General features: G+C 69.6%; 11 protein-coding genes and 2 rRNA genes. 7 read left to right on the top strand and 6 right to left on the bottom strand.

Features of this window, described 5'->3' with window-relative positions:
• Nucleotides 1-33: 33 nt before the first annotated feature.
• From PYR72_RS26305 to PYR72_RS26295, 3 genes are all read right to left on the bottom strand, one after another.
• A 23S ribosomal RNA gene (locus tag PYR72_RS26305) occupies nucleotides 34-3154 on the bottom strand.
• Nucleotides 3155-3463: 309 nt separating this feature from the next.
• Nucleotides 3464-4989 (bottom strand): 16S ribosomal RNA (locus PYR72_RS26300).
• Together the 16S and 23S rRNA genes form the textbook arrangement of a ribosomal RNA operon.
• Nucleotides 4990-5661: 672 nt before the next feature.
• Nucleotides 5662-6219, bottom strand: a complete 558-nt coding sequence (locus PYR72_RS26295; RefSeq protein WP_275457597.1) for a MarR family transcriptional regulator — start codon at nucleotides 6217-6219, stop codon at nucleotides 5662-5664.
• A gap of 171 nt (nucleotides 6220-6390) precedes the next feature.
• On the opposite strand from PYR72_RS26295, the gene PYR72_RS26290 reads away from it, so the two are divergent.
• On the top strand, nucleotides 6391-7650 hold the full coding sequence (locus PYR72_RS26290) for an MFS transporter (protein WP_275460520.1): 1260 nt from the start codon (nucleotides 6391-6393) through the stop codon (nucleotides 7648-7650).
• 204 nt (nucleotides 7651-7854) lie between these two features.
• On the opposite strand, the gene PYR72_RS26285 is transcribed toward PYR72_RS26290, so the two are convergent.
• Nucleotides 7855-9528: a SpoIIE family protein phosphatase gene (locus tag PYR72_RS26285; RefSeq protein ID WP_275457596.1), complete on the bottom strand. Its 1674-nt coding sequence runs from the start codon at nucleotides 9526-9528 to the stop codon at nucleotides 7855-7857.
• 225 nt (nucleotides 9529-9753) lie between these two features.
• Nucleotides 9754-11118 (bottom strand): NAD(P)/FAD-dependent oxidoreductase, encoded by a 1365-nt coding sequence (locus tag PYR72_RS26280; RefSeq protein ID WP_275457595.1) that lies wholly within the window; start codon nucleotides 11116-11118, stop codon nucleotides 9754-9756.
• 480 nt (nucleotides 11119-11598) lie between these two features.
• On the opposite strand from PYR72_RS26280, the gene PYR72_RS26275 reads away from it, so the two are divergent.
• Entirely contained in the window at nucleotides 11599-12399 is an 801-nt protein-coding gene (locus PYR72_RS26275; protein ID WP_059084756.1) for a helix-turn-helix domain-containing protein, read from the top strand.
• A 267-nt stretch (nucleotides 12400-12666) separates the two neighbouring features.
• Nucleotides 12667-14526, top strand: coding sequence for a sigma-70 family RNA polymerase sigma factor (locus tag PYR72_RS26270; protein WP_275457594.1), 1860 nt, complete (start codon nucleotides 12667-12669; stop codon nucleotides 14524-14526).
• 71 nt (nucleotides 14527-14597) lie between these two features.
• Here PYR72_RS26270 and PYR72_RS26265 read toward each other — a convergent pair whose 3' ends face one another.
• Nucleotides 14598-16691, bottom strand: a complete 2094-nt coding sequence (locus PYR72_RS26265; protein WP_275457593.1) for an asparagine synthase-related protein — start codon at nucleotides 16689-16691, stop codon at nucleotides 14598-14600.
• 713 nt (nucleotides 16692-17404) lie between these two features.
• On the opposite strand from PYR72_RS26265, the gene PYR72_RS26260 reads away from it, so the two are divergent.
• The 4 genes from PYR72_RS26260 (at nucleotide 17405) to PYR72_RS26245 (ending at nucleotide 22683) form a co-directional block, all read left to right on the top strand.
• Nucleotides 17405-18829, top strand: a complete 1425-nt coding sequence (locus PYR72_RS26260) for a hypothetical protein (RefSeq protein ID WP_059084754.1) — start codon at nucleotides 17405-17407, stop codon at nucleotides 18827-18829.
• A gap of 206 nt (nucleotides 18830-19035) precedes the next feature.
• The gene (gene lhgO / locus PYR72_RS26255; protein WP_275457592.1) at nucleotides 19036-20247 is read left to right on the top strand and encodes an L-2-hydroxyglutarate oxidase; all 1212 of its coding nucleotides are present in this window, start codon (nucleotides 19036-19038) and stop codon (nucleotides 20245-20247) included.
• A 97-nt stretch (nucleotides 20248-20344) separates the two neighbouring features.
• Nucleotides 20345-21211 carry a tRNA (guanosine(46)-N7)-methyltransferase TrmB gene (gene trmB / locus PYR72_RS26250; RefSeq protein ID WP_275457591.1) on the top strand — a complete coding sequence of 289 codons (867 nt, stop codon included), beginning with the start codon at nucleotides 20345-20347 and terminating at the stop codon, nucleotides 21209-21211.
• A gap of 98 nt (nucleotides 21212-21309) precedes the next feature.
• Nucleotides 21310-22683 (top strand): PrsW family intramembrane metalloprotease, encoded by a 1374-nt coding sequence (locus PYR72_RS26245; protein ID WP_275457590.1) that lies wholly within the window; start codon nucleotides 21310-21312, stop codon nucleotides 22681-22683.
• Nucleotides 22684-22695: the final 12 nt, after the last annotated feature.

Here is a 22695-nt window from a genome sequence, read left to right as displayed (position 1 = left end):
GTTTCAGAACCAACACAGTGGACGCGAGCAACTGAGGACAAGCCCTCGGCCTATTAGTACCAGTCAACTCCACCCATTACTGGGCTTCCATATCTGGCCTATCAACCCAGTCGTCTACTGGGAGCCTTACCCCATCAAGTGGGTGGGAATACTCATCTCGAAGCAGGCTTCCCGCTTAGATGCTTTCAGCGGTTATCCCTCCCGAACGTAGCCAACCAGCCATGCCCTTGGCAGAACAACTGGCACACCAGAGGTTCGTCCGTCCCGGTCCTCTCGTACTAGGGACAGCCCTTCTCAATATTCCTACGCGCGCAGCGGATAGGGACCGAACTGTCTCACGACGTTCTAAACCCAGCTCGCGTACCGCTTTAATGGGCGAACAGCCCAACCCTTGGGACCGACTCCAGCCCCAGGATGCGACGAGCCGACATCGAGGTGCCAAACCATCCCGTCGATATGGACTCTTGGGGAAGATCAGCCTGTTATCCCCGGGGTACCTTTTATCCGTTGAGCGACGGCGCTTCCACAAGCCACCGCCGGATCACTAGTCCCGACTTTCGTCCCTGCTCGACCCGTCGGTCTCACAGTCAAGCTCCCTTGTGCACTTACACTCACCACCTGATTGCCAACCAGGCTGAGGGAACCTTTGGGCGCCTCCGTTACCCTTTGGGAGGCAACCGCCCCAGTTAAACTACCCATCAGACACTGTCCCCGATCCGGATCACGGACCCGGGTTAGACATCCAGCACGACCAGACTGGTATTTCAACGACGACTCCACCCGAACTGGCGTCCGAGCTTCACAGTCTCCCAGCTATCCTACACAAGCCGAACCGAACACCAATATCAAACTGTAGTAAAGGTCCCGGGGTCTTTCCGTCCTGCTGCGCGAAACGAGCATCTTTACTCGTAGTGCAATTTCACCGGGCCTATGGTTGAGACAGTCGAGAAGTCGTTACGCCATTCGTGCAGGTCGGAACTTACCCGACAAGGAATTTCGCTACCTTAGGATGGTTATAGTTACCACCGCCGTTTACTGGCGCTTAAGTTCTCAGCTTCGCCAAGACGAATCCTGACTAACCGGTCCCCTTAACGTTCCAGCACCGGGCAGGCGTCAGTCCGTATACATCGCCTTACGGCTTCGCACGGACCTGTGTTTTTAGTAAACAGTCGCTTCTCGCTGGTCTCTGCGGCCACCCCCAGCTCACCGAGTAAATCGGATCACCAGTGATGGCCCCCCTTCTCCCGAAGTTACGGGGGCATTTTGCCGAGTTCCTTAACCATAGTTCACCCGAACGCCTCGGTATTCTCTACCTGACCACCTGAGTCGGTTTAGGGTACGGGCCGCCATGAAACTCGCTAGAGGCTTTTCTCGACAGCATAGGATCATCCACTTCACCACAATCGGCTCGGCATCAGGTCTCAGCCTTATGTGCGACGGATTTACCTATCGCACGGCCTACACCCTTACCCCGGGACAACCACCGCCCGGGATGGACTACCTTCCTGCGTCACCCCATCACTCACCTACTGCAAGTCTGGTTCGTCGGCTCCACCACTCCCCTTTGCCCGAAGGCTCCGGGGCGGCTTCACGGACTTAGCATCGCCTGGTTCGATGTTTGACGCTTCACAGCGGGTACCGGAATATCAACCGGTTATCCATCGACTACGCCTGTCGGCCTCGCCTTAGGTCCCGACTTACCCTGGGCAGATCAGCTTGACCCAGGAACCCTTGGTCAATCGGCGCAAACGTTTCTCACGTTTGTATCGCTACTCATGCCTGCATTCTCACTCGTGAACCGTCCACCACTGCCTTCCGGCGCGGCTTCACCCGGCACACGACGCTCCCCTACCCATCCCAGCCCCCGTTGGGGGTATCTGCTGGAATGACACGACTTCGGCGGTACGCTTGAGCCCCGCTACATTGTCGGCGCGGAATCACTAGACCAGTGAGCTATTACGCACTCTTTCAAGGGTGGCTGCTTCTAAGCCAACCTCCTGGTTGTCTCTGCGACTCCACATCCTTTCCCACTTAGCGTACGCTTAGGGGCCTTAGTCGATGCTCTGGGCTGTTTCCCTCTCGACCATGGAGCTTATCCCCCACAGTCTCACTGCCGCGCTCTCACTTACCGGCATTCGGAGTTTGGCTAAGGTCAGTAACCCGGTAGGGCCCATCGCCTATCCAGTGCTCTACCTCCGGCAAGAAACACACGACGCTGCACCTAAATGCATTTCGGGGAGAACCAGCTATCACGGAGTTTGATTGGCCTTTCACCCCTAACCACAGGTCATCCCCCAGGTTTTCAACCCTGGTGGGTTCGGTCCTCCACGAAGTCTTACCTCCGCTTCAACCTGCCCATGGCTAGATCACTCCGCTTCGGGTCTTGAGCGTGCTACTGAATCGCCCTGTTCGGACTCGCTTTCGCTACGGCTACCCCACCCGGGTTAACCTCGCAACACACCGCAAACTCGCAGGCTCATTCTTCAAAAGGCACGCAGTCACGAGGCAAGCACAAGTGCTTGCCCGACGCTCCCACGGCTTGTAGGCACACGGTTTCAGGTACTATTTCACTCCGCTCCCGCGGTACTTTTCACCATTCCCTCACGGTACTATCCGCTATCGGTCACCAGGGAATATTTAGGCTTAGCGGGTGGTCCCGCCAGATTCACACGGGATTTCTCGGGCCCCGTGCTACTTGGGTGTCTCTCAAACGAGCCGCTGATGTTTCAGCTACGGGGGTCTTACCCTCTACGCCGGACCTTTCGCATGTCCTTCGCCTACATCAACGGTTTCTGACTCGTCCTGTCGCCGGCAGACGACAGAAGAGAGATCCCACAACCCCGTATACGCAACCCCTGCCGGGTCTCACACGCATACGGTTTGGCCTCATCCAGTTTCGCTCGCCACTACTCCCGGAATCACGGTTGTTTTCTCTTCCTGCGGGTACTGAGATGTTTCACTTCCCCGCGTTCCCTCCACTTGCCCTATGTGTTCAGGCAAGGGTGACAGCCCATGACGACTGCCGGGTTTCCCCATTCGGAAACCCCCGGATCAAAGCCTGGTTGACGACTCCCCGGGGACTATCGTGGCCTCCCACGTCCTTCATCGGTTCCTGGTGCCAAGGCATCCACCGTGCGCCCTTAAAAACTTGGCCACAGATGCTCGCGTCCACTGTGCAGTTCTCAAACAACGACCAACCACCCATCACCCCCGGACAATCACCGGAGTTCACTGGGGCCGGCACTGAAGGCAGCCGTACGGCCATACCCTCAGACACCCAACAGCGTGCCCGACCAGTCTCTCGTCCGGAGATCATGCTTTCCACACCCGCAAGGGGCAGTACTCACAGCCTCCGGCCCGACGAACCGGCCGAATAATCAACGTTCCACCCATGAGCAACCACCGTCGGACGTTCGCCGACGTTGTGGCCCTGGCTGCCTAGCGGCAGCTAGATGCTCCTTAGAAAGGAGGTGATCCAGCCGCACCTTCCGGTACGGCTACCTTGTTACGACTTCGTCCCAATCGCCAGTCCCACCTTCGACAGCTCCCTCCCTTGCGGGTTGGGCCACCGGCTTCGGGTGTTACCGACTTTCGTGACGTGACGGGCGGTGTGTACAAGGCCCGGGAACGTATTCACCGCAGCAATGCTGATCTGCGATTACTAGCAACTCCGACTTCATGGGGTCGAGTTGCAGACCCCAATCCGAACTGAGACAGGCTTTTTGAGATTCGCTCCGCCTCACGGCTTCGCAGCTCATTGTACCTGCCATTGTAGCACGTGTGCAGCCCAAGACATAAGGGGCATGATGACTTGACGTCGTCCCCACCTTCCTCCGAGTTGACCCCGGCAGTCTCCTGTGAGTCCCCATCACCCCGAAGGGCATGCTGGCAACACAGAACAAGGGTTGCGCTCGTTGCGGGACTTAACCCAACATCTCACGACACGAGCTGACGACAGCCATGCACCACCTGTACACCGACCACAAGGGGGCGACCATCTCTGGCCGTTTCCGGTGTATGTCAAGCCTTGGTAAGGTTCTTCGCGTTGCGTCGAATTAAGCCACATGCTCCGCTGCTTGTGCGGGCCCCCGTCAATTCCTTTGAGTTTTAGCCTTGCGGCCGTACTCCCCAGGCGGGGAACTTAATGCGTTAGCTGCGGCACCGACGACGTGGAATGTCGCCAACACCTAGTTCCCACCGTTTACGGCGTGGACTACCAGGGTATCTAATCCTGTTCGCTCCCCACGCTTTCGCTCCTCAGCGTCAGTAATGGCCCAGAGATCCGCCTTCGCCACCGGTGTTCCTCCTGATATCTGCGCATTTCACCGCTACACCAGGAATTCCGATCTCCCCTACCACACTCTAGTCTGCCCGTATCGAATGCAGACCCGGGGTTAAGCCCCGGGCTTTCACATCCGACGCGACAGACCGCCTACGAGCTCTTTACGCCCAATAATTCCGGACAACGCTCGCGCCCTACGTATTACCGCGGCTGCTGGCACGTAGTTAGCCGGCGCTTCTTCTGCAGGTACCGTCACTTTCGCTTCTTCCCTGCTGAAAGAGGTTTACAACCCGAAGGCCGTCATCCCTCACGCGGCGTCGCTGCATCAGGCTTTCGCCCATTGTGCAATATTCCCCACTGCTGCCTCCCGTAGGAGTCTGGGCCGTGTCTCAGTCCCAGTGTGGCCGGTCGCCCTCTCAGGCCGGCTACCCGTCGTCGCCTTGGTGAGCCGTTACCTCACCAACAAGCTGATAGGCCGCGGGCTCATCCTTCACCGCCGGAGCTTTCCACACTCATCGGATGCCCGAGAGTGTCGTATCCGGTATTAGACCCCGTTTCCAGGGCTTGTCCCAGAGTGAAGGGCAGATTGCCCACGTGTTACTCACCCGTTCGCCACTAATCCCCACCGAAGTGGTTCATCGTTCGACTTGCATGTGTTAAGCACGCCGCCAGCGTTCGTCCTGAGCCAGGATCAAACTCTCCGTGAATGTTTACCCGTGATCGGGTGCACACGTCACGAGAGCGGAACCACCGGAGGAATAGTCCGATGGTTCACAGCGTCCTCGCTGTGTTTTATTTCAAAGGAACCTCGTCCCAGCGAATGCTGGAGACGGGGTATCAACATATCTGGCGTTGATTTTTGGCACGCTGTTGAGTTCTCAAGGAACGGACGCTTCCTTTGTACTCACCCTCTCGGGCTTTCCTCCGGGCTTTTCCCTTCGGTCTTGCTGTCTTGCGTTTCCGACTCTATCAGACCGTTTCCGGTTCCGATTTCCTCGGTGCTTTCCAGGTTTCCGCTTTCGCGTTTCCCTTTCCGGCGAGTCCGACTCTATCAGATCCTTTCGGGCCTGATTCCCAGTCAGCGGGCTTTGTCCTCGCGGCTGTTGGGCCGTTCCGACGTTCCAAACCTTAGCGGATCTGCTCGGCAGTTCCCAATCGGGGCTGTCGAACCCAAATCGAATTGCATTCGGGCGCGCCGAATTCATCCCGACTGGGAGTCGCACTGGTTGGTTTGTGTGCCGCTCGAGGCGGCGGAGGTGCTGTCGCAGAACCGTTAAGGCTCCGTGGCAACCCGAAGAACTTTACGGATCGCAGGGTGGACTGTCAAGCCTCCCCCGGGTGACCCGCGACCAAACCTCGGGCGCTCTCGACCGTACCGCTCAGTCGAGGTCGGTGAGACGGCCGCCGGCGTCCGGCTGGGCGTGCTCGACGCGGCGGAGGAGCCGGGTGAGGACCTCGCCCAGCACGGTGCGCTCCACGGGGGAGAGGTCCTGGAGGAGGTCTTCCTCGAAGACCGAGGCGAGGCGCATGACCTCCAGCCACTTCTCGCGGCCCTCGGGGGTCAGTTCGACGATGACGCGCACCCGGTTGCTCTCGTCGCGCTCCCTGGTCACCAGGCCCTCGGCGACCATGCGGTCGATGCGGTGGGTCATGGCGGCCGGGGTGAGGCCGAGCCGCTTGGCCAGCTCGCTCGGGCCCATCCGGTACGGAGCGCCGGAGAGAACGAGGGCCTTGAGGACCTCCCAGTCGGCGTTGCTGATGTCGAGCGCGGCGGTCTGGCGGCCGTAGGCGACGTTCATACGGCGGTTGAGGCGGGACAGCGCCGACACGATCTTCTCGACCTGGGGGTCGAGGCCCTGGAACTCGCGCTGGTAGGCGGCGATCTGCTCGTCGAGCGTCGGCTCGGCGCTGCCGGAGGTGTCGGGGGTGTCGCCCATGGGCGAAGTATGGCACGGCGCTGCTTGGCGTCGAAGTCCTTCGAGGTGTACTGTTTAGCTTCTAAGTTTTAGCTTCGAAGTCTTCAGTGCTAACCCTTGAGCTGAGGGCTTCCCTTACCTAGGCAGGTGAACGTGACCAGGGGGACGGGCGCAGCGATGCGCCGGATTCACATGGGCAACGCGCTCGGCGCGTTCGGACTCGGCTTCACCGTCCCGTATCTGTACGTCTATGTGGCGCAGGTGCGGGATCTCGGTGCGACGACGGCGGGGCTGGTGCTGGCGGTCTTCGCCGTGGCAGCGCTGGTGGTGCTGCCCTTCGCGGGGCGGGCCATAGTCCGGCGCGGCCCGCTTCCCGTGCTGCTCACCGCCCTGGTCACCGCTGCCGTCGGTTCGCTCAGCCTGGGGCTGGCCTCCAGTGCGACGACCGTGCTGTTGTCCGCGGCGGCACTCGGAGCCGGACAGGCCGTGACACAGCCCGCGCTCGCGACGCTGATCGTCGACTTCTCGCACGCGGAGAACCGGTCCCGGGCCTTCGCCACGCAGTTCTTCCTGCAGAACCTGGGGCTCGGGGTCGGCGGGCTGATAGGCGGGCACCTGGTCGATGCCACGCGCGCGGGGTCGTTCGTCCTGCTGTTCTCCATACAGGCGGCGATGTTCCTGCTGCTCGTGGGTGTGATGGCGACCGTACGAGCGCCTCGCACCGCCGAGGTCGCGGGCGTGCCCGTCGCCGGGGCGTCGGCCGAGGGGAGCTGGAAGCAGCTGCTCGGCAACCGGGCCATGGTGCAGCTGTGCGTCCTGGGCTTCGTGCTGTTCTTCGCCTGCTACGGGCAGTTCGAGTCGGGTCTGAGCGCGTACGGGGTCGAGGCCGCCGGGATATCGACGTCCGCCCTCGGCACGGCGCTCGCCGCCAACACCGCGGTGATCGTCATCGCGCAGTTCGCCGTACTGCGGTTCGTGGAGCGGCGCCGGCGGTCCCGGGTGATCGCCGCCGTGGGGCTGATCTGGGCCGTCGCGTGGGGTGTGGCCGGGTTCGCCGGGCTGGGGCAGACCAGCGAGACCATGGCGACCGCCGCGTTCGTGTCGACCTACGCGCTGTTCGGTCTGGGCGAGGCCATGTTGTCGCCGACCGTCGCGCCGCTGGTGGCCGATCTGGCACCGACGGGGATGGCGGGGCAGTACAACTCCGCGTTCGCGCTGGTGAAGCAGCTCGCGTTGGCGGTCGGGCCGGCGGTGGGCGGGCCCATGGGGGCCTCGCTGCACGCGCCGTACGTCGTGACGTTCCTGCTGTTCTCGTTGGGGATCACGGTGTTGGCGCTGCGGTTGGGGCGGCGGCTCAGCGCGGTGCAGGATCAGCCGGGGCTCGGGGCGAGCCGGGTGGTCGCCCGGGGTGCGGCTGCCTCGGCGTCCCAGCCGGGGGTCGTGTCGGCGTAGGGGTCGCCCCCGCCGCCCTTACCCTTCCCATCCTCAAGGGGCTGCGCCCCTTCGACCCCCATGCGTCCGCCCGGTGGGGGCTGGTCGCGCAGTTCCCCGCGCCCCTGAAAAGCAGGGGCTGCGCCCACTGCTTTTCAGGCCCGCAGGGGCCTGATGCTGTTAGGGGCGCGGGGAACTGCGCGATCAGCCCCACCCGCCCCCGTCCTACGTCCCGCGGCCGGGGAGGGCGAACTCGCACCAGACCGCCTTGCCGCCGCCCGGCGTCCGGCGGCTGCCCCAGTCGGAGGCGATCGTGCCGATGATGGCGAGGCCGCGGCCGGACTCGTCCGCGGCGTCTGCTCTGCGGCGGCGGGGCAGGTGGTCGTCGCCGTCGGTGACCTCGACGATCAGACGGCGGTCGGTGCGGCGCAGCCGCAGGCGCATCGGCGGTGTGCCGTGCTGGAGGGAGTTGGCGACGAGTTCGCTGGCGGCCAGGACGCCCAGGTCGTGGAGTTCCGGCGGGAAGCGCCAGCTGGTCAGGACGCCAGAGGCGAAGGCGCGGGCGCGGGGGGCCGCTTCCACACCGCCGAGGAGTTCCAGCGCGGCGTTGCGGAAGAGTTCGCCGTCGGGGCCGACGCGGGCGGGGTGCTGGAGGACGAGGACGGCCACGTCGTCGTCGTGGTCGGCGGTGACGCCGGTCGAGCGGACGAGGCGGTCGCAGACGACCTGCGGAGTGCCCGTGGCGCCGGACAGGGCGCGTTCCAGGGCGGCGATCCCCTCGTCCAGGTCCTCGTTGCGGCGCTCCACGAGCCCGTCGGTGTAGAAGACGGCCGTGGAGCCGGGGCCGAGGGGGATCGAACCGGAGGCGTGGGTCCAGCCGCCGGTGCCGAGCGGGGGACCGGTCGGTTCGTCGGCGCGCAGGACCGTGCCGCTCTCGTCGCGGACGAGGATGGGCAGATGGCCCGCCGAGGCGTAGACCAGGCGGCCCTCGTTGGGGTCGTGGACGGCGTAGGCGCAGGTGGCGATCTGGTTGGGGTCGATCTCCGTGGCCAGGCCGTCCAGCAGCTGGAGGACCTCGTGCGGGGGGAGGTCGAGGCGGGCGTAGGCGCGGACGGCCGTGCGCAGCTGGCCCATGACGGCGGCGGCGCGCACCCCGCGGCCCATGACGTCGCCGATGACGAGGGCCGTGCGGCCGCCGCCGAGGGTGATGACGTCGTACCAGTCGCCGCCGACGGCGGTCTCGGTGCCGCCGGGGTGGTAGACGGCGGCGATGCGCAGGTCGTCGGGTTCTTCCAGCTCCTGGGGGAGGAGGGAGCGTTGGAGGGTGACGGCGGTCTCGCGCTGGCGGCGTTCGCTCGCGCGGAGGCGTTCGGCGGCCTCGGCGTGGTCGGTGACGTCGGCGGCGAAGATCAGGACACCGCCGTCGCTCCGGCCGGCTCCGCCGGGGACGGCGACCGGGGTGCAGGTGATCGTGTAGCTGCGGCCGCCGGCGGCCTTGCGGGACTTGACCGTGCGTGGCTTGGAGCTGCGCAGGACCTGGTCCAGGAGCGGGAGGAGGCCGAGGTCGTCCAGCTCCGGCAGGGCCTCGCGGGCCGGTTCGCCGAGCGGGCGGGCGCCGAAGGCGGCGGCGTAGGCGTCGTTGACGTAGGCCGTGCGGTGGTCGGAGCCGTGGACGAGGGCGACGAGGGCCGGGATGCGGTCGAGGATCTCGCGGGTGGGGAGGTCGTCGACGGCGGGTACGGCGGGGGTGCCGTCCGGGGGGTCGTCGGTCTGCCGTTCGGCGCGGGCGGCGGGTACGGATCCGTCCCCCCGCCGGTCCGGGGTGACCGTGTGTTCGGTCCGCGCTGCGGCGCGGCGCTGCGTACCGGGGAGCCGGGCGCTCCAGCGCGTGAAGTTCACCGAATCCTTGCCTCGTGCCTCGTGGTGTCGTCTGTGGCCGGCTCCGGATCCGGCCGTGGCCCGGGGGTTGTCGTCCCGGGTGCGGCGGTGGGGGACGCCTGGTCGTGGGTACGTGTGGGCGAGGGGTGGCCCCGCCCGGGAAATGGATCACGTCGCGGACCAGTCTGGCCGACCGGACCGACATCCGTCAGACGTCGGCCCGGTCGGTGGAGTTCCTGGATCGGGTCAGGACGACCCCTTCGGGTCCTCCGGGGGCTTTCCACCGGCCGCCAGTTCGAACTCCGCACGGGGATGTTCGAGTGAACCGAGCGAGACGATCTCTCGTTTGAAGAGGCCGGAGAGGGTCCATTCGGCGAGGACGCGGGCCTTGCGGTTGAAGGTGGGCACCCGGCTCAGGTGGTAGACGCGGTGCATGAACCAGGCGGGGTAGCCCTTGAGCTTCCGCCCGTAGACGTGGGCGACGCCCTTGTGCAGGCCCAGGGAGGCGACCGAGCCGACGTACTTGTGCGCGTACTTCTCCAGGGGCTGTCCGCGCAGGGAGCGGGCGATGTTGTCGCCGAGGGTGCGGGCCTGGCGTACGGCGTGCTGGGCGTTGGGGGCGGTCTCCTTGCCGGGTTCGGCGGTGACGTCGGGGACGGCGGCCGCGTCGCCCGCGGCCCAGGCGTGCGCGACGCCCTCCACGGTCAGCTCGGCGGTGCACTTCAGCCGGCCGCGCTCGTTCAGCGGGAGGTCGGTGGCGGCGAGGACCGGGTGCGGTTTCACACCGGCCGTCCAGACGACCGTGCGGGTCGGGAAGCGGGCGCCGTCGCTGAGCACGGCCACGCGGTCGGCGCACGAGTCGAGACGGGTGTGCAGGCGTACGTCGATGTTGCGGCGGCGCAGTTCGGTGACCGTGTAGCGGCCCATCTCCTCGCCGACCTCGGGGAGGATGCGGTCGGACGCCTCCACGAGGATCCACTTCATGTCCTCGGGCTTGACGTTGTGGTAGTACCGCGCGGTGTAGCGGGCCATGTCCTCCAGCTCGCCCAGCGCCTCCACTCCGGCGTAGCCGCCGCCCACGAAGACGAAGGTCAGGGCCGCGTCGCGGATCGCGGGGTCGCGGGTGGAGGAGGCGATGTCCATCTGTTCGATGACGTGGTTGCGCAGGCCGATGGCCTCTTCGACGGTCTTGAAGCCGATGGCGTAGTCCGCGAGCCCGGGGATGGGCAGGGTGCGTGAGACGGAGCCGGGGGCGAGGACGAGTTCGTCGTACGTCAGCTGCTCGGACTCCGTCCCCTCCTCCTCGGTGGCGAGGGTGTCGAGGGTCGCGATGCGTTTGGCGTGGTTGATCGCGGTGGCCTCGCCGATGACGACCTTGCAGTGGTTCAGGACGCGGCGCAGCGGCACGACGACGTGGCGGGGCGAGATGGAGCCCGCCGCCGCCTCCGGAAGGAAGGGTTGATACGTCATATAGGGGTCGGGGGACACGACGACGATCTCGACGTCGCCCCGTCCGAGTTCCGGTTTCAGCTGTCGCTGCAGGCGCAGCGCTGTGTACAGCCCGACGTAACCGCCGCCGACGATGAGAATGCGCATCGGTTCCTTCACCATCCCATGACGCACCTTGCTCGCTGGTTTGTCCACAGGCCCGGCAATTTGTGTGACCGGTCTCCACAATCGCGCGGAGATGGCCGATTCACCGGCGTGTGCGACAGGTGCGCAGGTCAGACGGTGTGAGTCGGGCGACGGGAGGGGGTGCAAACCGGACGTAAACCACCCGTACTCCGATCGAGGGGCGCTCCGTGCGGAACGTGCCCCTTCTGAATTGACTCCCTCTCAACTATGTTCGTGTGTCGACGGGGTGTAGGGGGATGCGTTCAAGAGGTTCGGTCGAGTCCGGGGTCGAGGTCGTGGATCGCGGGTTCGGGTCCGTTTTCCGAGGGGTCCGCGACGGGCGGTCCGGCTCGGGGACCGGGTTGCCGGCGAAGGAAGTCGGCGACCACCGACGACCTTGGACGCTCGTTCCGCCGCTCCGGCTTCCGATGACGGGGAGAGTCTCCGGGGGGAGACGTCATTACCGGGGGAACACGTATGCATATTCAGGAGTCCCATTGGTCGTCCGCGTCCACCATCGCACCCGGTGGTGCGATCGGCTCGGCGGGCGGCAACGGACGCGGTGAGGGAGTGCGGTCCGCTCCGCTCCGCGTGGATGCACAGCGCAACCTCGAGCACGTGCTGCGCGCGGCGCGCGAGGTGTTCGGTGAGCTGGGGTACGGCGCGCCGATGGAGGACGTGGCCCGCCGTGCGCGGGTCGGTGTCGGCACGGTGTACCGGCGTTTCCCGAGCAAGGACGTCCTGGTCCGCCGGATAGCCGAGGAGGAGACGTCTCGGCTCACCGAACAGGCCAGGGTGGCGCTCGGCCAGGAGGAGGACCCGTGGCAGGCGCTGTCGCGCTTCCTGCGGACCTCCGTGGCCTCCGGTGCCGGGCGGCTGCTGCCGCCGCAGGTGCTGCGGGTCGGGGTCGCCGAGGACGGGTCCGACGACATCGGCGCGATCGTCCCGGACGAGGCGCGGGTGCCGCAGCAGCGGGTCCAGCCGTCGGCCGAGCTCCGGCTCGTCCCGTCCGAGTCCGGCTCCGGTTCGGCCGTGGGCACCGCCGGTTCCGGTGGTCCCGTGGACGACGCCGGTGCTTCGGCGCTGCTCGAGGTCGTGGGGCAGTTGGTGGAGCGGGCCCGGGGCGCGGGTGAGCTGCGCGAGGACGTGACCGTGGCGGACGTCCTGCTCGTGATCGCCACGGGAGCGCCGGCGTTGCCGGACGCGGCACAGCAGGCCGCCGCGTCCGCTCGGCTGCTCGACATTCTGCTGGAGGGGTTGCGGTCCCGGCCTTCGTGACCGCGATCGGGTGACGTTCCGCCCCGGGGGCGGCGCGGGGTGGGTGTCCTCACCCCGCGCCGCCCCCGCCTGTTCCACGGCCCCCTGCCCGTTCCCGCGCACGTTTCCGGGACGCGTGTTACTCGTACGGGTGAATCGTCGCTCTGAGGTCTGGGAAGCCCCCTCGGACGAGTGGTATGCCCGTACTACCGGGGGCTGAACAAAAGCCAATATGGCACTCTGCCCTGGTGTTGGGGACTGGGTCGGCCGGCGGCGGGGGCTTCCGCGATGGGTGTTGACGGGCGGGACGAGCCGGCGCCGGAGACGGCGGCGGCCGGGGCCGGGGCGGAGCCCCAGGTGCCCGAGCAGGGCGGGCGCGGGCTTCCGGCGCCGTGGGACAGCTTCGACTCCGGGGTGCTGCCCCCGCGGGCGCCCTCCGACGCCGACCTGATCGAGGGGATGCGGTCGGGGGACGCCTCGGCGTACGAGGAGCTGTACCGGCGGCACGCGGAGGCCGTACGCCGGTACGCGCGCACGTGCTGCCGGGACGCGCACACGGCCGACGACCTGACGGCCGAGGTCTTCGCCCGCATGCTGCAGGCGGTCCGGGGCGGCGCGGGGCCGGAGCACGCCGTACGGGCCTATCTGCTGACGTCCGTGCGACGGGTCGCCGCGACGTGGACGAGCTCCGCCCGGCGGGAGCAGCTGGTCGACGACTTCGCGGTGTTCGCGGCCCATGCCTCGCGCGGCGCCCGGGTGTCGGACACGGACACGCTCGACCTCGGCGCGGACGTGCGGGCGATGCACGAGGCCGAGCAGTCGATGGCGATGCGGGCGTTCCGCTCGCTTCCGGAGCGCTGGCAGGCCGTGCTGTGGCACACCGAGGTCGAGGACGAGTCGCCCAGCGAGGTCGCCACCCTCTTCGGGCTCGACGCCAACGGGACCCGGGTGCTGGCCAGCCGGGCACGGGAGGGACTCAAGCAGGCGTATCTGCAGGCCCATGTCAGCGCCACGCTCGCCGGCGACCCCGGGGAGTGCGGGCGCTACGCCGACCGGCTCGGCGCCTACGCGCGCGGCGGCCTGCGGACGCGGGCCGAGCGGGGGCTGCGCGCGCATCTGGAGGAGTGCGCGGCGTGCCGACTGGCCGCCGGGCAGATCAAGGAGGTCGCGAGCGGCATCCCGGCCGTCGTCCCCGTGGCGGTCATCGGGTGGTTCGGCGCGGCCGGGTACGCGAAGGTGGCCGCGCTCGTCGCCGGGGGCGCCGGGGCCGGGGCCGTCGGAGCGGCGGCCGCGGCGGGCAAGGGGGCCGGCGGGGCCGCCGCGGAGGGACTCGGCGGACCCGCGAAGGCCGGGATCGCGGTGAGTGTGGCCGGGATGGTCGCCGCGGCGGTGGCGCTCGCGCTGACGGGCGACGACGTGCGGCCCGGGGAGCCGTCGGACCGGCCGTCCGCCTCGCGGCCCGCCGTGGCCGCGCCCCGGCCGGATCCGTCGACGCCCCGGGACACGCCCGCGAGGGGCGCGCCCGCCCGGGTGGTGCCGATGTCCCGGCCGTCACCGGCGCCGGAGCCGACGCCCGCGCCGTCGCGGTCCAGGACCCCGGCACCGGCCGTGAAGCCGACGCCGTCGCCCACGCCGGCCCCGCCCTCGGCTCCCGCTCCGAAGCCGTCGCCCCCACCGACTCCCGCCCCGCCGCCTCCGGCCCCGCCCGCTCCCCCGGCCGTCTACCGGTGGAACGAGCTGCGGTACGACGTCCTCGGCGACGGCACCGCGCCCGAGATGCGGCTCGCGGAGAGCAGCTGGGTCTGGCAGCGGTACGGGATGTCGATCGCCGGAAAGCGCTACGGCAACGGGGTGACCGTGCACGGCCGCTCCTCCGTGACCATCGACCTCAACCGCCGGTGCGACACGTACGACGCGCTGGTCGGCGTCGACGACCTGACGCAGGGCCTCGGCGAGGTCCGTTTCTCCGTCTACGGCGACGGGGTCCGGCTGTGGAGGTCCGGTCCGGTACGGGGCGGGGAACCGGCGGTACCGGTACGGGTGGCTCTCGGCGGGCGGGAGACGGTACGCCTGGTCGTGGAGCCGCACAGCCCCTACGACCTGCCGGTGCTCGCGGACTGGGCGGACTCGCGGTTCGGCTGCGGCTGAGCGGCCGGCCGTCCGCCGGCGGGCGCGCGTGCCGGCGGGTCGGACGTGGACCGGGCCCGGGGCCCGGCGGGTCAGACCTGGCGCGCCGTCGCTCCCGTGCCCAGGGCGCCTCTCTGGGGCGTGATGCCCGCGGGTACGGCGCGCTGTCGGGCGGGGGTGCCCGTCCAGCAGGTGCCGCGGCGGGCGAGGAGGCGGCGCAGCCAGAGTTCGAGGGCGACCAGATCGGCGAGGCCGTCGAGCGGGAGGGGTTCGCCCTCGGCGGCGGCGCGGAGGGCCTTGCGGACGACCCTGGCCTCGACGATGCCCGCCTGCGCGAGCAGGGGCGTGTCGAAGAGGGTGATCAGGGTGTCGGCGGCCACGCGGAGGCCGGTGCGGGCGGCGGCCTGCGAGGTGGCGTGGGAGGGGGCGCCCCAGCCGGGCGGGAGGTCGGTGACGCCGGCGCCCTCCAGGACCGTACGGAGGATCGCGGCGCGGGCGCCCGGCTGGACGCGGAGGGCCTCGGGGAGGGCGCGGCAGGCGCGGACGACCTGGTTGTCGAGGAAGGGGGTGTGCAGGCGCTGGGAGCGGATCTCCACCGCCTGCTCCAGCACCCGGAGGTCGGCCGCGTGCCGGGCCAGGGCCGCGCGGGCGCGGAAGTCGCCGGGGCGCTGGCCGGGGCCGACGGTGGAGCGGCCGGTCGTCGCACCCAGGCGAATCGATACTTCTGCCAGGGCCTCGCCGGTGAGCCAGCGGGCCGCCGGCCCCGGTCTCGCCCAGGTGAGGGCGGCCAGGGAGGCGCCCACCGCGCCGCCGGGCTCCTCGAAGCGGCGCTGCATCAGACGGTCGGCGAGGACCTCCACGCCGGAGCGGTACGGGGTGCGGGCCAGTTTCCGCGCCGCGCCGTACACGCGCGCGGGGACCATCACCGAGCCGTCGGCCTTGGCGAGGGCGGCGACCGGCCGGACCAGGTGACGGCGCTTGCGGTCCATCAAGAGGTCGGCGAGGCGGGCGGGGTGGGCGTCCAGGACCTGGCGGGCGCCGTAGCCGGTGAAGTGGTCCGCGCTGCCGGAGGCGAGGCGGGCGCGGTGGCGGGCCGCCGTCACCAGCGAGGGGCCGGGCTCGTCGGTGAGGGGGACGTCGAGGTCGGCGTACGGGAGCACCTCCTCGCCGCCGGTCACGACCACGTGGTGGAGGCGGGGGTTGGCGGCGAGGGTGCCCGCGCGTTCGCGTTCGGTCTCGCGGCCGGAGGTGACCAGGTCGTTGAAGGTGACGGCGAGGAGGCGTTCGCCGGCGCCCGTGCCGTGGCCGAGGACCGTGCCGGGGGCGCCCGGCAGGCCGGCGGCGAGCAGGGCGAGCGTGCCGGAGGCGGGGCCGCCGGAGACGTCGGCGCCGATGCCGGGGACGGGCATGCCGCGGGCGGCGCGGCGCTCGGCGGGGCCCATGCCGGGCACCGGGCCGGGGTCGACGTCGGGCACGTGCCGGGGGGCGGAGAGACGGACCCGCACGGATTCCACGAGGGCGTCACGGACCGCGTCCACGGCGCTGTCCGGGTCGGCGGAGGGCGCGGCGACGGCGAGGGAGGCGACCGGCTCGTAGCCGGCGATCTCACGCGCCCCGGCGCGCAGGATCAGTGCGTGCCCCGGAGGAATGCGGCGCACGCCGTCGTACGGAGTGGAGTCCTGGAGGGCGTCCGGCACGTCGGGGGCGGCCAGCAGGGCCGCGAGGTGCCCGAAGTCGAGGTTGGCCTCGACGAGGTCGGCGAGGGGCAGGGCGGCCGTCGCGTACGCCGTGCCGCCCGCCCAGGGGGTGTGGAAGACCGGGCGGGCGCCCGCGAGATCGCCGCAGACGGTGACCCGGCGGCCGACCTGGACGACGGCGGTGTAGCTGCCGGGCCACGCGGTGAGGTGGCGCAGGGCGCCGCCCCGGGCCGCGAACAGGCCCACGCGCAGCTGCTCGTCGGTGGCGCCGCAGATGCCGAGCACGGCGATCCTGGTCTGGACGTCGGCGGTCACGACCCGCACCTCGTCGGGCCGCCAGTCGCCGACGGCCCACAGCGGGTCGGGGTCGCCCCACAGGAGGTGGGAGCCGACCGGGTGCACGCTCTCGCCGTCGAATCCGGTCGCGCCGGCGGAACCGAAGGCGGGCGCGCCAGCGGCGGTACTGCTCCAACCCACCAACCACCGCATCGACGCCTCCACAGGCTGTGGACAACCGGTGCACCGTACGAACGGTCCCCATGCTGCCACGAAGGAGGCTTGCCGGAGGCGTGTGGTCCGGCTTGCGCACCGTCGAGTGCGCCCCCGAGGAGCCCTGAACGCTCCCCCGCCGTCTCCTCAAGTCGGCCTGGACGAGGGGCGGTCCATCCCCGTGGACCCCGGGTCTACGACGCGAATGCGCCCCCGGTACGCTCCCCCAAAACACCTAACGCGCCCTCAACAGACGTGGTCGGAGCGGTATTCACGCTCGACGACCACCGTCGATTTTCGGCCAAATCGTCCTCGAAGGGCGAAGTCGGCACGCCCGCCGTACCACCCCCGATGACGACACAGCGTCAACGCACAGTCCGGGAGGCGGAGTTCGCCCCCCGGACCGGTCCGCCGCCCGCGGGGATGTAGGCGGCGGTGTCCCCCAGCCCACTGGATCCAGTACAGCGGGCCGACCCACGCATCACCATGGAACCGCTCCCCCGGTGGCCGGAGTAGAGCGCACGGACAGGCGCACGGCCACACATCGGGAGCACATCACCACCCTCCGTGCTGCGCCCGCACTTTCGTACGGACCACAATCCCGCCAACCGGATTTACGCCCCTTAACGCTTGGGATGCGGCGAACTACGCTGGGTTTACGAATGCCGCGTGCCTATGCCGCCGCGGCAGCCGTCTGTTCGAGGGGTGGCGCAATGTCCAGGGAGCAACGCGGGCCGAACGAAAAGCTCGGCGCCGTTCTCGCCCTCGCGGGAATCAGCAACGCAGGACTCGCGCGTCGCGTCAACGACCTTGGCGCCCAACGCGGGCTGACACTTCGCTACGACAAGACCTCGGTGGCGCGGTGGGTCTCCAAGGGCATGGTCCCCCAGGGTGCCGCGCCGCATCTCATCGCGGCCGCGATCGGGCAGAAGCTCGGCCGTCCGGTGCCGCTCCACGAGATCGGCCTGGCGGACGCGGACCCCGCCCCCGAGGTGGGCCTCGCCTTCCCCCGTGACGTCGGACAGGCGGTGCGCGCGGCGACGGAGCTGTACCGCCTCGACCTCGCCGGCCGCCGCGCGGGCTCCGGCGGCATCTGGCAGTCCCTCGCCGGATCGTTCGCGGTGAGCGCGTACGCCACACCCGCCTCGCGCTGGCTGATAACCCCGGCCGACAGTTCGGTGGCGCGCGAGGCGGGCTCCGCGGAGGGCTCCGGGTCGCCGCTGAAGGTCGGCCACAGCGACGTGCAGAAACTGCGCGAGGCCGCCGAGGACGCCAGGCGCTGGGACTCCAAGTACGGGGGCGGCGACTGGCGTTCGTCCATGGTGCCGGAGTGCCTGCGGGTCGAGGCCGCGCCGCTGCTGCTCGGCTCGTACTCCGACGAGGTGGGCCGCGCGCTGTTCGGAGCGTCCGCGGAACTCACCCGCCTCGCAGGCTGGATGGCCTTTGACACGGGTCAGCAGGAGGCGGCGCAGCGGTACTACATCCAGGCGCTGCGGCTCGCGCGGGCCGCGGCCGACGTACCGCTCGGCGGATACGTGCTGGCGACGATGTCCCTGCAGGCCACCTACCGCGGCTTCGGCGACGAGGGAGTCGACCTCGCGCAGGCCGCGCTCGAACGCAACCGGGGCCTGGCCACCGCGCGCACGATGAGCTTCTTCCGGCTGGTCGAGGCGAGGGCCCACGCGCGCGCGGGCGACGCGGTGGCCGCCGGGGCGGCCCTCAAGGCCGCCGAGGGCTGGCTGGAGCGGGCCCGCGACGGCGACAACGACCCGAGCTGGCTCGGCTTCTACGGCTACGACCGCTTCGCCGCGGACGCGGCCGAGTGCTACCGGGACCTCAAGGCGCCGCGTCAGGTGCGCCGGTTCACGGAGCAGGCGCTGTCGCGGCCGACGGAGGAGTTCGTACGCTCGCACGGGCTGCGGCTGGTGGTGTCGGCGGTCGCCGAGCTGGAGTCCGGCAACCTCGACGCGGCGTGCGAGCAGGGCGTGCGGGCGGTGGAGGTCGCGGGGCGCATCTCCTCGGCGCGCACGACCGAGTATGTGAAGGATCTTCTGCACCGGCTGGAGCCGTACGGGGACGAGCCGCGGGTCATCGAGTTGCGGGAGAGGGCGCGGCCTCTGTTGATGACGCCGGCGTAGGTTTCCGGGCGCCTGTTCGTCTGCGGGGCCGGTGTGCTTCGGCGGGTGCGGGTGCGTGGGGGTTGCTCGCGCAGTTCCCCGCGCCCCTTCAGGGCGCGGCGCCGGGCGCCCGGTATCGAGACGTGACCAGTGCCATGAAGACGGCTTCCGGGTTTGAGGGCATTGTCAGTGGTGCAGTGCACTATCGGAGTCGGGAGGTGGGGCGCGTGCGGAGGCAGGGCGCGTACGACTGCGATGTGCTCGTGGTCGGCGGCGGGATCGTCGGGCTGTCGACGGCGTATGCGATCACGCGGGCCGCACCGGGCACGCGGGTCACCGTGCTGGAGAAGGAACCGGGCCCGGCCCGGCACCAGACCGGGCGGAACAGCGGCGTCATCCACAGCGGGATCTACTACCGGCCGGACTCGCTGAAGGCGCGGTACGCCGTCAGGGGCGCCGCCGAGATGGTCAAGTTCTGCGCCGAGTACGGCATCGACCACGCGGTCACCGGGAAGCTGATCGTGGCCACCGAGAAGTCGGAGCTGCCCCGGCTGCACGCCCTGGTCCAGCGCGGCCGGGAGAACGGGATCCCGGTGCGGGAGCTGGGCGCCGCCCAGATCGCGGAGTACGAGCCGGAGGTGCGCGGGCTCGCGGCCATACACGTCGGCACCACCGGCATCTGCGACTACGTCGGGGTCGCCCGGCAGTTCGCGCGGGCGTCCGGCGCCGAGATCCGGTACGGCGCCGAGGTCGAGCGGATCGACCGGCGGGCCTCGCTGGGGGTAGCCGTCCGGATCCGGGGCGGCGGCGTGGTCCGCGGCCGGGTGCTGGTGAACTGCGCGGGGCTGCACTGCGACGGGGTGGCCCGGATGACCGGGGACGACCCCGGGATGCGGATCGTGCCGTTCCGGGGGGAGTACTTCGAGCTGGCGCGGCCCGAGCTGGTCCGTGGACTGGTGTATCCGGTGCCCGATCCGGCGTTCCCGTTCCTCGGGGTGCATCTGACCCGCGGGATCGACGGCGGCGTCCACGTCGGCCCCAACGCGGTGCCGGCGCTGGCCCGCGAGGGGTACGCCTGGGGCACCGTACGGATGCGTGAGCTGGGGGCGACGCTGGCCTGGCCCGGGTCCTGGCGGATAGCCCGGCGGCACTGGCGGTACGGGGCGGGGGAGCTGCGCCGGTCGGTGTCGAAGAGGGCGTTCACGGCGGCCGTGCGGCGGTTGCTGCCGGCGGTCTCGGAGGGGGACCTCGTGCCCACGGCAGCGGGCGTACGGGCCCAGGCCGTGCTCCGGGACGGGACGCTGGTGGACGACTTCATGATCCGGGAGGGAGCGCGCGCGGTGCACGTGCTGAACGCGCCCTCCCCCGCGGCGACCGCGTCCCTGCCGATCGGGCGGGAGGTCGGGAGGAGGGCCCTGGCGGCGCTGGCCGAGGCGTGACAGGGACCCTGCCGGCGTCGGCCGAGGCGTGACAGGAAGCCTGACAGCGTCGGCCGAGGCGTGACGGGGCGCGCGGGAGTCGTAAAATCGGGGCACTGTGTCTGACTCCGCCGATGCCCCCGAGCCCCGCACCTCCGGTGCCTCCCTTCGGCACACCCGGGTCAAGGGTGAGCCGCGCTTCCCGGACGGGCCCAAGCCGGATCCCGCCGGGTCGCACTTCGAGCGGCGGATCAGGAGTTTCCAGCCACGGCGGAGCCGGGTGACCGCCGGGCAGGCGGACGCCCTGCAGCGGCTGTGGCCCAAGTGGGGGCTCGACATCGACGGACGGCCGCTGGACCTCGTCGGGCTGTTCGGCGACGAGAAGCCGGTCGTGGTGGAGATCGGGTTCGGGATGGGCGAGGCGACCGCGGAGATGGCCGCCGCCGATCCGGACACCAACCTGCTCGCCGTGGACGTGCACACCCCGGGCCAGGGGAACCTGCTGAACCTCGCGGACCAGCACGGCCTCACGAACGTCCGGGTCGCGAACGGTGACGCGATCATCCTCCTGCGGGAGATGCTCCCGCCCGCCTCGCTGCACGGGCTCCGGGTGTACTTCCCCGACCCCTGGCCGAAGAAGCGGCACCACAAGCGGCGGCTGATCCAGCCGGAGTTCCTCACGCTCGTCGCGTCACGGCTCGCGCCGGGCGCGGTCGTGCACTGTGCGACGGACTGGGAGCCGTACGCCGAACAGATGCTGGAGGTGCTGACCGCGCACCCCGACTTCGAGAACACCCGGGCCGACGGCGGTTTCGCGCCACGTCCGGCCTTCCGGCCGCTGACCCGTTTCGAGGGGCAGGGACTGGACAAGGGTCATGTGGTGAACGATCTGCTCTTCCGCCGCGTACAGCAGCGTGAACAGCAGCAGGAGCGACAGCGGACGCGGCAGTCCGACCAACCCGAACACCCCCCCACAGGCGTCTGAAGGCCGTCGTCATGGACCGAACCCGGCGGCGGGCGCGGTCCGGTGGGCCGCACCACGTGCCGTCGCGGGCGGGCCCCTCCCTCGTTAGGGTCAATGCAATGGCCACCAGTCCCCCCTACGCGACGCATCCCCACGGCTCGGCCGACGGGTACGCGTTCAGGCCCACGCGCTGGTGGCAGCGGAAGAGCGTCAGATACGGCGCGCTGACCGCGCTGCTCGCCGTCTCCGGCCTCGTCATCCTCGCGCTCGTCCGCGAACAGACCGGCACCGAGGGGTTCCTCGTCGGACTGGGGCTGGCCCTGCTGCCGCTGCCGCTGCTCATGTCCGCCTTCCGGTGGCTGGACCGGGTGGAGCCGGGGCCCTGGCGGAACCTGGTCTTCGCGTTCGCCTGGGGGGCCTGTGCGGCGGCGCTGATAGCCATCGTGGCCAACAGCTTCGCGACGCGCTGGATAGCGACGGCCACGGCCGATCCCTCGCACGCCGACACCCTGGGCGCCACGGTCATAGCGCCCGTGGTCGAGGAGACCGCCAAGGCCGCGGCCGTCCTGCTCGTCTTCCTGTTCAGACGACGCGACTTCACCTCGCTCGTGGACGGGGTGGTGATCGCGGGGTTCACCGCGACCGGCTTCGCGTTCACCGAGAACATCCTCTATCTGGGCACCGCCTTCGGGACCGACCAGCTCAGCGGGGGGACCGGGCTGGCGTCGGTCACCGCGGCCACCTTCTTCGTGCGCGTGATCATGTCGCCGTTCGCGCATCCGCTGTTCACCGTGCTGACGGGGATCGGCTTCGGGGTGGCGGCGGTCTCCGCCGACTGGCAGCGGGGTCGACGCGTCCTCGTGCCGCTCAGCGGGCTGCTGCTCGCCATGGCGATGCACTCGGTGTGGAACGGCTCGGCGACCTTCGGGGAGTACGGGTTCTTCGCGGTGTACGCGGGGTTCATGGTGCCGGCGTTCGGACTGCTGACGTGGTGGGTGATCTGGGCCCGGCAGCGGGAGCTGCGGACCGTGCGGGAGGCGTTGCCGGCGTACGCGGCCGCGGGCTGGCTGACCCCGCCCGAGCCGTACGTGCTGGGCTCGATGCGGGCCAGGCGGGTGGCGCGGGAGTACGCGGCCCATCACTTCGGGAAGGCCGGGGCGCGGTCGGTGGCGGAGTACGAGGCGTACGCGACACGGCTGGCGTTCCTCCGGCACCGGGGCCTGCGGGGGCGCGCCGGGAGCGACTTCGCGCTCCGTGAGCGGGAGCTGCTGTTCGAGCTGTGGCGGCGGCGGGAGGTGGCCCGCCCGGCGATGGGGTACGCCGGACGGGACGCCGAGCCCAGGTACGGCTATGGCTATGGCTATGGGCACGGGTACGGCTACGAGTACGGGGCGTACGCCGGATACAGCGGGTACGGCGGGTACGGGCCCCACCCCCAGCCGGTGGCCTACGGAGTGGCCGCGTACCCCGGGTACAACCCGTACCGCTCCTAGGACCCGCCGCCG

Source organism: Streptomyces sp. VNUA24 (assembly GCF_029167005.1).
GTDB classification, from domain to species: Bacteria; Actinomycetota; Actinomycetes; order Streptomycetales; family Streptomycetaceae; genus Streptomyces; species Streptomyces scabiei.
Note: the sequence above shows the minus strand (reverse complement) of the source record. Positions and strands in the feature narration are given on the sequence as shown.